Below are 14,337 nucleotides of genomic sequence, written 5' to 3' on the forward strand. Positions count from 1 at the left end.
CGATGAAGGAGCCAATCCTGCGATCCGGGATTGGCTTTGCCCCGCGATTCTTCCAAACTGCCGCCATGATCCCGACTGCCTCCCTGCGCCCATGAAGCTCCTGTGCGTGGGCGACATCCACCTGGGCCGCCAGCCCTCGCGCATCCCGCCAGCGGTCGATGACGCGGTCGGCATTGCGGCGCTCGGCCCCGCGGCGGCCTGGCGGCGCAGCGTCGACTACGCACTGGAACAGCCGGTCGACGCCGTCCTGCTGGCCGGCGACGTGGTGGAACAGGAGGACGACTTCTTCGAGGCCTACCGCGACCTGCGCGAAGGCGTTCAGCGCCTGACCACTGCCGGCATCCGCGTCCTCGGCGTCGCCGGCAACCATGATGTCCAGGTCCTCCCGCGCCTCGCAAAGGCCCTGCCGGCGTTCGAGCTGCTGGGCGCCGGTGGTCAGTGGGAGACCCGCGAGCTTCAGGGCCGCGAGGGCGGCCGCGCGCGCATCGCGGGCTGGTCATTCCCGCAGGCCCGCGTCAGCGAAAGCCCGCTGGAGTCCGGCTTTCCCGAGCCCGTCGACTGCCCCACCCTCGGTCTGCTGCACTGCGATCGCGACCAGGCGCGCAGCCCGCATGCACCGGTGCGCAGCAGCGCGCTGGAGGCGGCCCCGGCGGAGGCCTGGCTGCTCGGCCATGTTCACCGCCCCGATGCCCTCGCCGCGCCGCGCCCGATGGGCTACCTCGGCTCCCTGACCGGCATGGACCCGGGCGAGCCCGGGCGCCACGGCCCCTGGCAGCTGGAACTGGCCGCGAACGGCGCGCTCGCCATCCAGCAGATCCCGCTGGCACCGCTGTACTGGGACACCCTGGAGATCCCGGTCGACGGCCTGGACGCCACGGACATCCATCACCGTGTGACCGAGGCCCTGGAACGCCTGCACACCGAAATCGAGCAATGGCCGCAGCGGCCACGGGCGGTCGGCTGCCGGCTGCGATTCACCGGCCGCAGCGACCAGCGCGCGGCACTGGAGCGTGTCTTGCATGCGGACGATCCGCGCGTCACGGTGCAGACCCTGGGCGATCGCCTGTACTTCGTCCACGACTGGCGCCTGGAGGCCCAGCCGGCCGTGGATCTCGAGGCGCTGGCCGCGGGGAATGACCCGGCCGCCCTGCTCGCGCGCAAGCTTCTGCTGCTGCAGGGGGCGGACAGCGAGGCGCGCCGCGCCCTGCTGGACGCCGCGCGCGAGCCCCTCGCCGAGGTAACCCGCGCCCCGCACTACCGCGCGCTGGGGCGCGAGGCCCCGGATGACACCGCGCTCGCGGCGACCCTGGAGGCCGCGGCCCTGCACGCACTGGACCGCCTGCTGCTGCAGCGCGAGGGCGACCAGTGAAGCTGGAATCCCTGGACATCCACCGCCTCCCCGGCATCCATCCGGGCTTCCGGCTGGAGGCCCTGGGACCGGGCGTGAACGTCGTGGTCGGCCCCAACGCCTCGGGCAAGTCCAGCCTGCTGCGCGGCCTGCGCGCCACCCTCTATCCACAGGAACAGCGCAACAGGGGCGTGCAGGTCGCGGCCCGTTTCAACGACGCACAGGGCCGGCTCGAGGCGCAGCGCGTCGGCACCGACCTCTACTGGCTGCGCGACGGCCAGCGCGGCGATCCGCCGCCGCTGCCGGATCATCGTTTCATCGACTGCTACACCCTGCACATCGAGGACCTGCTGGCCGCGGACCACGCGACCGAACGGGCGATCGGCGACTGGCTGGCGCGCGAACTGGCCGGCGGCTACGACCTCCCCGCCCTGCGCGCGGACCCCGCCCTGGCCCTGAAGACCACTCATGCCCGCAGCGAAGCACAGGCCCTGGCCACCGCCGAGCAGGAGCTGCGCCAGCGCACGCGCGAACAGCGCGCCCTGCAGGAGGACGAACAACGCCTCGCCGAACTGGAGACGCAGCGCCAGGACGCGCAGCGGGCCAGCGACGCGGCGGCCCAGTACGAACGCGCCCTGGAGCTGCTGGAGGCCCGCCGCGAACGCCAGTCCCTGGAGACCCGGCTGGCGGCCTTCCCGGAGGGACTGGCCCGGCTGCGCGGCGACGAACTGGACAGCCTGGAACAGCTGCGGGAGACGCTGCGCCGCCTCGACCACGAGCGCCAGCAGGCCCAGGCCAGGCTCGATACGGCCCGCGACCAGCTGGACACCAGCGGGCTGTCCGACAGCCCTCTGGAAGCCGCCGCGTTCGACGACCCGCGCGCCCGCGTACGCGAACTGCAGGGACTGGAGAGCCGCGCCGATCAGGCCGCACGCGAGCTGCAGTCCGCCCGTTCGGCCGTCGCCTCGGCAGCTGACGCCCTGGGCGCCGACCCGGCTGCCGTCCCGACGCTGGACCCGACCGCGGTCCACACGACGGAACAGGCCCTCGAAACCCAGCGCCAGCTGCAGGCCGCGATCCACCGCCGCGAGGACGAACTGGCTGGCCTGCCCGCGGCCGACCCCGACCGGCCCGACCCGGAGGCGCTGCGCCGCGCTCGGGACGAACTGCTGCACTGGCTCGGCGCCCCGCGCCCGCCGGCGAACTCCGTCCTGCACCGTGCGGCGCGGATCACCGCCCTGGCTGCGGCCGCCGCGGCCATCGGGAGTGCGGCCCTGTGGGTCCACTGGGGCTTCCTCGTCCTGGCGCTCCCCGTGGCCTGGTCGGGCTGGATACTGGCACGACCGAACCACGACGCCGTCCCGCGCCAGGCGGCCGAGGCGCGTTACCGCGATACCGGCATCGAGCCACCCTCGGTCTGGACGCCGGAGGCGGTGCGTGAACGCCTGGAGGCCGTGGAACGGGAACTGCGCGCAGCCGAGGCCGACCGCCACGCGGCCGAACGCCGCACCCGGCTGGAGCGTGAACTGGAGGAGAAGCACGACGCGCTGGCGAGCGCGCGGGAACAACTGCGCCAGACGGCCGCGGCGGTCGGCTTCGACCCCGAGTGTCTGGATGCCTCGTTGCAGCGCTGGATCCACCTGAGCGCGGAACTGGACCGCGCCCGTCGCGACGAGGCCACGGCCCGGGGCGAGCAGGAGCAACTGACGGCCCGTATGGACGAACGGCGCACGGCCCTGGTGCGGTTCCTGGACGCGTACGCGGCCGCCCCGGAGGGCGCGCAGCCCACGGCCGACGCCCTGGCGCAGCGTCTGGAACGGCTGGCCCGCCGCCTGCAGGATCGGGACGAGGCACGCCGCGAACAGCACGAGGCGCAGCGCGAGCTCGAGCGCCTGGAAGTCGAGGCCGACACCACGCGCGCGCGCGTCACCGAACTGTACGTCCGGGCCGGGCTGGAAGAGGATGACGAAGCGGGACTGCGCGAACAGCTGCGGCTGCGGCCGGAATGGCGGCGCCTGCAGGATGAGCTGCGCGACGTCCGCGCCCGCGAAGGCGATCGCAGCCGTCACCTTGAAGCACAACCGGACCTGCTGGCGCTGGTCGATCAGGACGCCGAGGCGGCGCTGCGCGAAGCGCTGGCCGAATGCGAACACCAGGCGCAGCAGCGCGACGAGCTCACCCGCGAAATCACCCGCATCGAGACCGAGATCGACCGCGCCGGACGGGATCGCGCACTGGAGACTGCGCGCGCCCGGTGGGCCCAGGCCCGTGACGCCCTGGACACGCGTCTGGACGAGGCCCTGTTCGCCACGGCGGGCCAGTTTCTGCTGGACCAGGTCACCACCGAACACGAAGAGACCGCGCAGCCCGCTGCCCTGCGCCGGGCACGTGACTGGTTTCAGCGTTTTACGCGCCATCAATACGAGCTGCTGTTCAGCCCCGGCGAGACGGCCACGCCATTTGGCGCGCGCGAGACCGCCAGTGGCGACACCCGCGGCCTGTCGGAACTCTCCAGCGGCACCCGCATGCAGCTCGTGCTGGCCGTGCGCATCTCCTTCGCGCTGGAGGCCGAGCGCGGGCGCACGCCCCTGCCGCTGTTCCTGGACGAGGCCCTGGGCACCGCCGACCCCGAGCGCTTCCGAGCGGTCGCCGAAAGCCTCCAGCTACTGGCACAGGAGGATGATCGGCAGGTCTTCTATCTCACGGCCCAGCCCGAGGATGCGCGCTACTGGTCCGCCCGGGACGCCACGGTGCGGATCATCGACCTGCCGGCCGTGCGCGGAGCCCAGCACGCCATCACCGATGCCGGTGACCTGGCCCTGCCCGAACGCCGGGCGATCCCGAGCGCGGGCGACGCCCGCCCCGAGGACTACGCCACCACGCTCGGCGTGCCCGCGATCGACCCGTGGCAGGATGCGGCGCGGATCCACCCGTTCCATCTGCTGCGCGACGACCTCGACGCCCTGCACCGGCTGCTCACCCTGGGGGTGGACAGCATCGGCACGCTGGAGACCGTCCTGCGCGGGCCCGATGCCGAACTCCTGGGGGACCCGGCGCAGCGCGAGCAGCTTGCGGCCCGGGTCGCGGGCGCGCGCGCCTGGCTACGCGCCTGGCGCCAGGGCCGCGGGCGCCCCGTGGACCGTGCCGCGCTGGAGAGCTCCGGCGTGATCAGCGATACCTTTATCGAAGCAGTCAGTGAACTGGCCACGCAGGTGGACGGAGACGCCGAGGCCCTGGTCCGGGAACTCGAGCAGGGCGCGGTCAAGCGCTTCCAGAGCGCGACGCGCGAGCGCCTGGAGGCATGGCTCGGCGAGCACGGCTACATCGACCCGGAACCGACCAACAGCGAGACCACCCTCGAGCACCGGGTGATCACCACACTGCAACCCTTCAGCGCCTCCCCGGACGCCGCGACCCGCGACGGCCAGGCCCTGGCGCGCAGTCTGCAGGCGGGCCTGCGCTCGAACTGAGTCCGCGGGCGGGGATCAGGCGCGGGCGCGCCCGGACAGGAAGGCGTCGACGCGATCCAGATCCTCGGGGGTATCGACGCCGGGCGGATGGGCCTCGGCACGGCGGCCGACCTGGATCCACGCGCCCATGTCGAGGGCGCGCAACTGCTCCAGCTGCTCCAGCTGCTCCAGCGGGGCCGGCGGCTCGGCGCTCATACGCCGCAGGAACCCGGCGCGGTAGGCGTACAGCCCCAGATGACGGGTGGCCTGCTCTACTGCCGGTACCTGCCCGGCGCGGTGGGCCTCGCGATCCCAGGGGATCGGGGCACGGGAGAAGTACAGCGCCCGGCCTCTGCGGTCGGTCACCAGCTTGACCTGGTTGGGGTCCGCCAGGTCCTGTGCGCAGCGGATGGGCACGCCGAGGGTGGCCATATCCGCCTGCGGGGTCTGCGCCAGCAGGGCCGCCAGGTCATCCAGCAATGGTCCCGGGGTCAGCGGCTCGTCGCCCTGCAGGTTGACCACGATGGACTCGTCCCCCCAGCCCTCGGCGGCCGCGACCGCGGCGATGCGGTCGGTGCCCGAGGGGAGCGCGGGATCGGTCAGGAAGGCCTCGACCCCGCACTGGCGCGCCACGTCGAGGATGCGCTCGTCATCCCCGGCCACGATCACCCGTCGCGCGGCGCTCTCCTGCGCCCGACTGATCACGTGGGCGATCAGCGGCCGCCCGGCCACCGCGGCGAGCGGCTTGTCCGGCAGGCGGCTGGAGGCCATGCGGGCCGGGATAACGACGACGAAGCCCGTCATGCGGCGACTCAGGCCGCGCGCCAGCGTTCCTTCTCGTCCTCGGAGAGGGCCCGCGCCTCGTCCTCGAGCATCACCGGGATGTCATCGCGGATCGGATAGGCGAGACCGGCGGAGACGGAGATCAGCTCCTGGTTCTCGCGATCGTACTTGAGCGGCCCCTTGGTGACCGGGCAGACCAGAATATCGAGCAGACGCTTGTCCATGCATTACCCCAGGTGTTTGAGCCGACTGATGGTCTCCAGACGCGCGAGCAGCGCCGGCTCGAAAGTGGTTGGCAACCGGGCCGCGATCGGCCAGTACCAGTGATTGTCCTGCGCAAACGACCGGCATTTTACGGCATCCTTCTCCGTCATCAGAACCGGCAGTTCATCGTCGAACCGGATCTGGTGCGGCAGGAAGCGGTGATGGTCCGGAAACGGATGTCGAATGATATCGATCTTTGCCTCCTCGAGGGTACGGAAGAAGCGCTCCGGATCGGCGATCCCCGCGACTGCGTGGGCATCGCGCCGGGCAAAGCGACTGGGCTTGCGCGACGCCTCCGCCCCGTCCACCCGCTGCAGGCGGCTGGACGGGACCAGCTCCATCGGGATCTCGCCGGGTTCCGGCTCGCCACCGGTCACGATCACGAAGTCGGCCCGCTCGCGCGCCCGCTTGGGCTCCCGCAGCGGCCCCGCCGGCAGGCAGAGCCCGTTGCCGAAGCGGCGCTTGCCGTCGACCATCAGGATGGTGATGTCGCGCGGCAGGCGGTGATGCTGCATGCCGTCGTCGGCGATCACCACATCCACGCCCTGATCCGTCAGGGCCCGCGCACCACGGACCCGGTCACGGTCCACCTGAACCGGCACGCCGGTGCGCCGCGCGATCAGCAGCGGCTCGTCGCCCACCACGACCGGGTCGGAATCGGCCGTCACGGCGATCCCGGCGACGTCCCCGCGCCCGCCGTAGCCACGGCTGACAATACCCGGCCGATACCCGGCGGCACGCAGACGCTTGGCCAGCCAGACGGTCATCGGCGTCTTGCCACTGCCACCCAGCGTGAGATTCCCCACCACGATCACTGCCTTGGCCGGGATGGTGATGTCGCGCCGCAATTGTTCCTGGCGCTGACGGTTCCACTCGGCCAGCCCGGCATACACCAGCGACAGCGGAAACATCGCCGCCGCGAACGGCCCGCGCTGGCTCCACTGATCCCACAGCCGGGCACCAAACCATGCCTGCAGCGAGCCCATGGCTACCAGTCCCAGACCTGCTGCAGTACGGCGTCGAAATTTGCATCCACCTGGCGTCGCTCCTCCCAGAAGCGTCGGCGGGCCGCATCACCCTGCTGGCGCCGCGCAGCCGGGTCGTCCCGCAGTGCCTGCCAGGCCGCCAGCACCGCGGCCGGCTCGCCCAGCACCGGGCAGGGCACCTCCGCGGCCGGCGCCTCGCCCAGGCTCACGGCCGCCCCGCCAGCCAGGCCCTGCCACAGGGCCTGGCGATCCGGCGCGGCCAGATGTACTGCATGGGCGGCACTGGCCGCGGCCGCGAACCAGCGCCGATCATCCAGGTGCAGGATGGTCCCCGGCGGCAACGCCGACCGGTCCCAGCCCGAGACCACCTGATCGGCACCCGGCAACGGGGCGGCGTCTGTCTCCCCGCGCAGGCTGACCAGCAGGATGTCGGCCTGCCCCCAGCCGGAGCCCTCCCAGGCCGCCCGCCACTCCGCCCACTGCGCCGGCGTGCCATGCCACCACCACAGGCGTTCCACCCCGCCCCCGACCAGCGAGCGCAGCACCACATCGGCCTGCGCCTCGACGAACCGGGCCTGGGGGTCGGCCGGGTCCAGCGCCCGAACGCGGGCGGCCGGCCAGCCATCAGCGGCGACAGGATCGACGGGCCAGTGGCAGGCCACCGGGGACATGGCCCCGGCAGCCGGCGCGGTGTTCACCGCGATCACCGGCGCCTCGGTCTCCTGCAACAGATGGACCGGCGCCCGGCCACCGGCCAGCAGGATGCCGTGGGGCTGAAAGCGCCGCAGCACCCGGCGCACCACCCGCGGCCGGTCGCAGGGGCCGTAGCCCACCCCGACCTTGCGAAACGGCTGCATGTGGCGCTCGAAGAGCTCCGGGTAATCCTGCTCGAAGGTCAGGACGATGCGCACGTCCTGGCGCTTGTCGCGCACCGCCCCCAGCAGCTCGATCCCCAGGCGCACGTCCTCGGGGCTGCCGCCGGCCTTGATCCAGATCAGCCGACCGCGATCCGCGGGCGGGGTGAGGAAACCCCGCCGGGCCCGTGCCCGGCTGCCATCGCCCCGGCGGTAATCCCGCCAGGTCGCGCGCCAGACCGGGAGCGGACGATCCCCGTAGCCCCCGGCATCAGCCCGCATCCCCCGCCTCCTCGCGGAACTGGAGACGGTGCAGATGCGTATAGACCCCGCCTCGGGCGATCAGCTCCTCGTGCCGCCCGCTCTCCACGATGCGGCCGTTGTCCATCACCAGGATGCGGTCGGCGCCCTCAACCGTGGAAAGGCGGTGGGCGATGACCAGCGTGGTGCGCGTGCTCACCAGCGCATCCAGCGCGGCCTGCACCTGGCGCTCGGATTCGTTGTCCAGCGCCGAGGTCGCCTCGTCCAGGATCAGGATCGGGGCGTCCCGCAGCAGGGCGCGGGCGATCGCCAGGCGCTGGCGCTGGCCCCCGGAGAGTCGGGTACCGTTTTCCCCCACCAGGGTCTGCATCCCGTCGGGCAGGCGCTCAATGAATTCCAGTGCATGCGCGGCACGCGCCGCCTCGCGGATCTCCGCCTCGGTCGCCTCGGGGCGCCCATAGGCGATATTGGCGGCGACGGTGTCCGCGAACAGGGTGACGTTCTGGCCGACATAGGCAATCTGCCGACGCAGGTCGCGCAGGCGGATGGTCTCGAGGTCGTGGCCGTCCAGCAGGATGCGCCCCTCGGTCGGGTGATAGAAACGCGGCAGCAGATTGACCAGCGTGGTCTTGCCGCTGCCCGAACGCCCGACCAGGGCCACGTTCTCGCCTGGCTCCACCGCGAAGGAGATGGCCTTCAGCACATCCGGGCCGTCCGCGCTGTAGCGAAACGCCACGTCCTCGAATGCCAGCTGGCCCTCGGCGCGGTCCAGCGGCACGTGGCCGGTGTCGCGCTCCGGCGTCTCGTCCAGCACCGCAAAGATGTTCTGCCCGGCCGCGATACCCCGCTGCAGGGTCGCGTTGATCATCGACAGCCGGCGAATCGGACTCAACAGCAGCAGCATCGCGGTCAGGAAGGAGACGAACGTGCCGGCCGTGACCGTGTCGTCGCCGAAATCCGAGGTCGCGACCCAGATCACGAAGGCCAGCACTGCCGCGACCAGGAACTGGATAGTCGGGGTATAGGCGGCCTTGATGCCCTCCATGCGCATATGCAGCCGGCGATTGCGCTCGTTGATGTCCTCGAAGCGCCCGCGCTCGTAGGTCTCGCCGCCAAAGATGCGCACCACCCGGTGGCCCTCGATCACCTCCTGGGTCACGTGGGTCACGTCGCCCATGTTGTACTGCAGGCGGTGCGAGATGCGGCGAAAGTGCTTGGTGACGACGCGCACCAGCACGGCCAGCACCGGGGCGATGATCAGGATGGTCAGGGTCAGGGTCGGCGTCAGCCAGAACATCCAGGCCAGCAGCGCGATGATCGTCAGGGTGTCGCGCACCAGGGTACTGAAGCCGTCGGTCGCGGCCGTCGCCACCTGCTCCACGTTGTAGGTCACGCGCGAGATCAGCTCGCCGCTGCTCTGCTCCTGAAAGCGCTGCACCGGCATGTGCAGCAGCCGCTCGAACAGCTCCTCGCGCAGGCGCTTGACCACCTGCCGCCCGACATAGCGCATCGCATAGACCGACCCGAATTCGGCCACACCGCGGACCAGAAACAGGCCGATCAGGGCCAGCGGAATCCACGCCACCAGGGGATGGCCCTCGCCCTCGGCGAAGGACTCGTCCATCAGCGGCTTCATCAGCGCGGCGAAGCCCGCCTCGGTCGCCGCCATGCCCAGCATCGCGACCGTGGCAATCGCCAGCAATGGCCAGTAGACGAAGGCATAGCTCAGCAGGCGACGGTAGACCGTCCAGCCGGAATCGAAGTGCTGCGCATGCTGCTCGTCAGTCGTCATCGGCAGCCTCGCCCAGCGTGGCGATCGACACGGACGTAATGCCCAGGCGGCCCACCACGTCCAGGGCTCGCACGACCGACTGATGGCTGGCGTTGGCGTCGGCGCGGATCAGCACCGGGTCATCCTCGCGACCCTCGCGCGTCTCGGACAGCACACGCTCCAGGGTCTCGGCGCGGCGATTGATCAGCTCCTGGCCGTTGATGAAGTAGTTGCCGTTGGCATCCACCACGATGTCGATCCAGGCGCGCTCCACCGCTTCGGCCTCGCGGTCGGCCGAGGGCAGGGTCAGCTCGATGTCCGCATGCTGGTCAAAGGTCGTGGAGACCATGAAGAAGATCAGCAACAGGAAGACGACGTCGATCAACGGCGTCAGGTTGACACCCGGCTCCTCCTGGCGGCGTGGCGCGCGGAAGTTCACGCCTGCGCCCCGCCCTCGGCCGCGCCGGCCGCGCGCTCGCCGTGGATCACCTCGACCAGCTTGGTGGCCTCCTGCTCCATCTCCAGCACCAGCTCGTCGATATGCCCGCGGAAGTAGCGGTGGAAGGCCAGCGCCGGGATCGCCACGCCGATACCGGCGGCGGTGGTGATCAGGGCCTGGGAGATGCCCCCGGCCAGATCGCGCGGGCTGCCCACGCCGATCTCGGTGATTACGGTGAACACCTCGATCATCCCGACCACGGTGCCGAGCAGACCCAGAAGCGGCGTGATCATCGCGATGGTGCCGAGCGTGTTCATGTAGCGCTCGAGCTCATGCGCAACGCGCCGGCCGGCCTCCTCGATGCTCTCCTGCGTGATCTGTCGGGCCCGGTCATGGGTCGCAAGCCCCGCCGCCAGGATCGCGCCCAGGGGCGAGCCGGCCCGGAGGCGCTGGATATCGTCGAGCTTGAGCCCCTGGGTGCGCATCTGCTCCCACACCGAGGTCAGCAGGCGCGGCGGGACCACGCGCGAGCGACGCAGCGTCCACAGCCGCTCCAGCACGATGGCGACGGCCAGTACGGAACACAGCAGGATCGGCAGCATCAGCCACCCGCCCGCCTGTACGATCTCCAGCATTCGGTCTCTCCCTCTTGGCTCGTCGGGCTGGCGCGTCAGTCGCGCCGAAACACGGCCATGGATTCCACATGGGCGGTATGCGGGAACATGTCCATGATCCCGGCCCGCTCCAGGCGATAGCCATGATGATGCACCAGGCGCTCGGCGTCACGGGCGAGCGTGGCCGGGTTGCAGGACACATACACCATGCGCTCGATCCGCTGCGGCGCCAGGGCCTCGATTACCGCAGCCGCGCCGGTACGCGGCGGGTCCAGCAGCACGCGGTCGGCGCGCTCGTGCAGCCATGCGGCGTTCTTCAGGGCCTCAACGTCGTCCAGGTCGGCGCGTTCGTAACGCGTGTTGGCAATGCCCTGGTCACGGGCATTGGCACGCGCCCGTGCCAGCATCGCGTCGTCCACCTCGACACCAACTACTTCGCCGGCCACCTCGCCGTTCGTCACGCTGCGCGCCAGCGGCAGGGTAAAGTTGCCCAGCCCGCAGAACAGATCCAGCACCCGCTGGCCCGGCTGCAGGTCCAGCGCGGCCAGCGCCTGCGGGACCATCTTGCGGTTGATGCCGGCATGCACCTGGATAAAGTCCGTCGGCATGAACGGTACCGACACGCCGTAGTCCGGATGGCGATAGACCAGCGGCTCGATCGGCCCGGCCAGCGGTTCCACCGTGTCCGGGCCGCCGGGCTGCAGATACACCTGAATGCCCTCGGCCTCCGCCCAGGCGGACAGGCGCGCGCTGTCCGCCTCCGACAGCGGATCCAGGTTGCGGAAGATCAGCGCCACGCGCTCGTCATCGTCCACCGCGACCTCGATCTGCGGCAGACGATCGCGTGCCTCCAGACCACCGATCAGCTCCCGCAGGGCCCGGATGCGCTGCCCCACCGCCGGGTGCAGCACCTCGCAGTGGGTCATCTCGGCCAGATACGGGCTGCCGCGCTCGCGAAAGCCGACCAGCACCCCGCCCTTCTTCGGCACGTACTTCGCCCCCAGCCGCGCGGTGCGCCGGTAGCCGAGGGTCGTGTCGGTCAGCGGCTCGAAGCGGGCCTCGGCAGTCACGTGGCCGATACGCTCCAGGGCATCGAACAGGGCCTGCTCCTTGATCGCACGCTGGGTCTCGATGGAGGCATGCTGCAGCTTGCAGCCGCCGCACAGGCCAAAGAACTCGCAGGGCGGTTCGACCCGGCCCGGGGCCGGCTCCAGCACCTCGACCACCTCGGCGCTGTCGAAGCGGCGCTTGCGCCCGGTCTGCCGGGCCATCACCCGTTCGCCCTTCAGGGCACCGTGGATGAAGCAGGCCTTGCCATCGCGGCGGATCACGCCCTGGCCATCCAGCGTGACCTCCTCGATGGTGGCCTCGAAGGGGGTCTTGTCAATGCGTGCCATCAGTCCGTGCGTCCGGCCGGCTGCCAGGCGTCGAGGAATTCGCAGTGGTGTGCGGCACCGCTGGCCTCCAAATACTCGGCCAGCTGCTGCTGCCGGCTGGCCAGGGCCGCGTCGGTCAGATTGCCGCGCATGTACTCGAAGCGCAGCCAGACCAGATAGGTGTTCAGCACGTCGTGCTCCACGTAGTCGTGGATCTCGCGGGCGCGGCCGTCGCGCCAGGCCGGCCAGACCTTGGAGCCGTCCATGCCCAGCTTGCCGGGGAAGCCGAGCAGGCTCGCCATCATGTCGAGGCTCGCGACCGCACGGCCCTGGAACCCGGCCAGCACGTCCATCAGGTCCACATGGCGCCAGTGGAAACGCGACAGGTAGTTGTTGTAGCGAAACTCGCGGTCGTCGTCGCCCTGCTCCCAGTAGCGCGGGGCCTGCACGCCATTGACCAGCGCGCGGTAGTGCAGCACCGGCAGGTCGAAGCCGCCGCCGTTCCAGCTGACCAGCTGCGGCGTGCGCTTGTCGATTACATCGAAGAACTGGCGCAGCAGCTCGGCCTCGGTCGGCGCCTGGCCATCCTCGCCCTCGCGCCCGAAGGCAGAGAGCTTCAGCGCGTCGCCGCCCTGGTAGAGCACGCCGATGGAGACGATGCGGTGCAGCGGGTGCTTCAGGAACTCCGTGCCGGCCTGCGCGCGGCGCAGGGCGAACAGCGCCTCCGCCACCTCGTGATCGTCGAGGCCGTCGAAGTCGTGCAGGCGCCGGGCGCCGTCGATGTCGGGGACGGTCTCGAGATCGAAGATCAGGACCGGGGCACTCATGACGGGAACACGCCGGTGGAGATGTAGCGGTCGCCGCGGTCACAGATGATCGCGACGAAGGTGCCGCCCTCGGTCGCGGCTGCAAGCTTCAGGGCCGCGGCCACGGAACCGCCGGAGGAGACCCCGGCAAAGATGCCCTCCTCGGCGGCCAGCCGGCGCATGGTGTCCTCGGCCTCCTCCTGGGTCACGTCCACGGTCTGGTCCACGCGCGAGGCCTCGAAGATCGTCGGCAGGTACGCCTCCGGCCAGCGCCGGATGCCGGGGATGGAGGAGCCTTCAGTCGGCTGCACACCGACGATCTGCACACTGGGATCGCGCTCCTTCAGATAGCGCGACACGCCCATGATGGTGCCGGTGGTCCCCATAGCGGAAACAAAATGGGTCACCGTGCCCTCGGTGTCGCGCCAGATCTCCGGCCCGGTCCCGATGTAGTGGGCGTCCGGGTTATCGGGGTTGCCGAACTGGTTCAGCACTCGGCCCTTGCCCTCGGCCTCCATGCGGTCGGCCAGGTCGCGCGCGCCCTCCATGCTCTCCTCGCGCGAGACCAGCACCAGCTCGGCGCCAAAGGCCTTCATCGAGGCGCGGCGCTCGGCGGACATGTTGTCCGGCATCACCAGAATCATGCGATAGCCCTTCATCGCCGCGACCATCGCCAGCGCGATGCCGGTATTGCCGCTGGTCGCCTCGATCAGGGTATCGCCGGGCTGGATGTCGCCGCGGCGCTCGGCCGCCTGGATCATGTTCAGCGCGGGCCGGTCCTTGACCGAGCCGGCGGGATTGTTGCCCTCGAGCTTCACCAGCACCGTGGACGGCAGGTCCGCCGCCATGCGCTGCAGGCGCACCAGCGGCGTGTTGCCGACAAAGTGCTCAAGGGTCGGGAAGGATTCAGGGTGCAGGCGTTTCTTCATGCGCGCAGAGTATAACGACCGGGCCCCGTCCCTGCCCACGCTCGCGACGATCCGGCGCCGGGGCCTCCCATGGAGATTGCTTCGTCGCGTTGTTCCTCGCAATGACGCGAAGGGGGCACCGTCATCGCGTACATGGACGCCCCCGGTTTGCCAAGCGTTTGAGTGATGGTTTCGGGGCGACGATTGCTCCCGTACATTCGGACTGCGTGTGCGGCTTTCATTCGCCACGGTCCCGGATGGATTCCGCGGGTGGAGGGTCCCAGCGAGGTCACGCACTCGAGGTGCTTCGCAATGATCGGACTGGCCCCCACCGGGATCGCTCCCGTTGCCATCATGCTCAATCGCTTGCGCAATCGAGGGTTGGGTACGTAATAACGCGTTCGCTTCTCCGTTTTTGTAGGCTTACGCGGCGACGCCGCGCAGGCCGGGGTCGAACGTCCGGTCATGGGCCATCAGG

12 protein-coding genes are annotated in these 14,337 nt (G+C 70.6%); 2 read left to right on the top strand and 10 right to left on the bottom strand.

Going from position 1 to position 14,337, the window contains the following annotated elements:
• Positions 1–91: 91 nt before the first annotated feature.
• Both H609_RS0101610 and H609_RS0101615 read left to right on the top strand, forming a co-directional pair.
• A complete protein-coding gene (locus H609_RS0101610) occupies positions 92–1,369 on the top strand; it encodes a metallophosphoesterase (RefSeq protein ID WP_028484151.1) in 1,278 nt (425 codons plus the stop codon).
• Positions 1,366–4,818 carry an AAA family ATPase gene (locus H609_RS0101615; protein WP_028484152.1) on the top strand — a complete coding sequence of 1,151 codons (3,453 nt, stop codon included), beginning with the start codon at positions 1,366–1,368 and terminating at the stop codon, positions 4,816–4,818. Before H609_RS0101610 ends, H609_RS0101615 begins: the two co-directional genes overlap by 4 nt.
• A gap of 15 nt (positions 4,819–4,833) precedes the next feature.
• On the opposite strand, the gene kdsB is transcribed toward H609_RS0101615, so the two are convergent.
• Genes kdsB through cysM form a run of 10 tightly spaced genes read right to left on the bottom strand, consistent with a single transcriptional unit; the run spans position 4,834 to position 13,880 of the window.
• Positions 4,834–5,601, bottom strand: a complete 768-nt coding sequence (gene kdsB / locus H609_RS0101620) for a 3-deoxy-manno-octulosonate cytidylyltransferase (RefSeq protein WP_028484153.1) — start codon at positions 5,599–5,601, stop codon at positions 4,834–4,836.
• A gap of 8 nt (positions 5,602–5,609) precedes the next feature.
• Entirely contained in the window at positions 5,610–5,804 is a 195-nt protein-coding gene (locus H609_RS0101625; protein WP_017942319.1) for a Trm112 family protein, read from the bottom strand.
• Between the two features lie 3 nt (positions 5,805–5,807).
• Positions 5,808–6,830, bottom strand: coding sequence for a tetraacyldisaccharide 4'-kinase (lpxK, locus tag H609_RS0101630; RefSeq protein ID WP_028484154.1), 1,023 nt, complete (start codon positions 6,828–6,830; stop codon positions 5,808–5,810).
• Between the two features lie 2 nt (positions 6,831–6,832).
• Positions 6,833–7,966, bottom strand: coding sequence for a glycosyltransferase N-terminal domain-containing protein (locus tag H609_RS0101635; protein WP_028484155.1), 1,134 nt, complete (start codon positions 7,964–7,966; stop codon positions 6,833–6,835).
• A complete protein-coding gene (gene msbA, locus H609_RS0101640) occupies positions 7,956–9,737 on the bottom strand; it encodes a lipid A export permease/ATP-binding protein MsbA (protein WP_028484156.1) in 1,782 nt (593 codons plus the stop codon). Before msbA ends, H609_RS0101635 begins: the two co-directional genes overlap by 11 nt.
• Positions 9,727–10,155 carry a biopolymer transporter ExbD gene (locus H609_RS0101645; protein WP_028484157.1) on the bottom strand — a complete coding sequence of 143 codons (429 nt, stop codon included), beginning with the start codon at positions 10,153–10,155 and terminating at the stop codon, positions 9,727–9,729. Before H609_RS0101645 ends, msbA begins: the two co-directional genes overlap by 11 nt.
• Positions 10,152–10,790 carry a MotA/TolQ/ExbB proton channel family protein gene (locus H609_RS0101650; protein ID WP_018875791.1) on the bottom strand — a complete coding sequence of 213 codons (639 nt, stop codon included), beginning with the start codon at positions 10,788–10,790 and terminating at the stop codon, positions 10,152–10,154. The genes H609_RS0101645 and H609_RS0101650 overlap by 4 nt, the downstream gene beginning before the upstream one ends.
• Positions 10,791–10,825: 35 nt before the next feature.
• Positions 10,826–12,166 (bottom strand): 23S rRNA (uracil(1939)-C(5))-methyltransferase RlmD, encoded by a 1,341-nt coding sequence (gene rlmD, locus H609_RS0101655; RefSeq protein ID WP_028484158.1) that lies wholly within the window; start codon positions 12,164–12,166, stop codon positions 10,826–10,828.
• Entirely contained in the window at positions 12,166–12,972 is an 807-nt protein-coding gene (locus H609_RS0101660; protein WP_028484159.1) for a 3'-5' exonuclease, read from the bottom strand. Before H609_RS0101660 ends, rlmD begins: the two co-directional genes overlap by 1 nt.
• Entirely contained in the window at positions 12,969–13,880 is a 912-nt protein-coding gene (gene cysM, locus H609_RS0101665; RefSeq protein WP_019584127.1) for a cysteine synthase CysM, read from the bottom strand. The genes H609_RS0101660 and cysM overlap by 4 nt, the downstream gene beginning before the upstream one ends.
• Positions 13,881–14,337: the final 457 nt, after the last annotated feature.

Source organism: Thioalkalivibrio sp. ALE17, assembly GCF_000425605.1.
GTDB lineage: Bacteria > Pseudomonadota > Gammaproteobacteria > Ectothiorhodospirales > Ectothiorhodospiraceae > Thioalkalivibrio.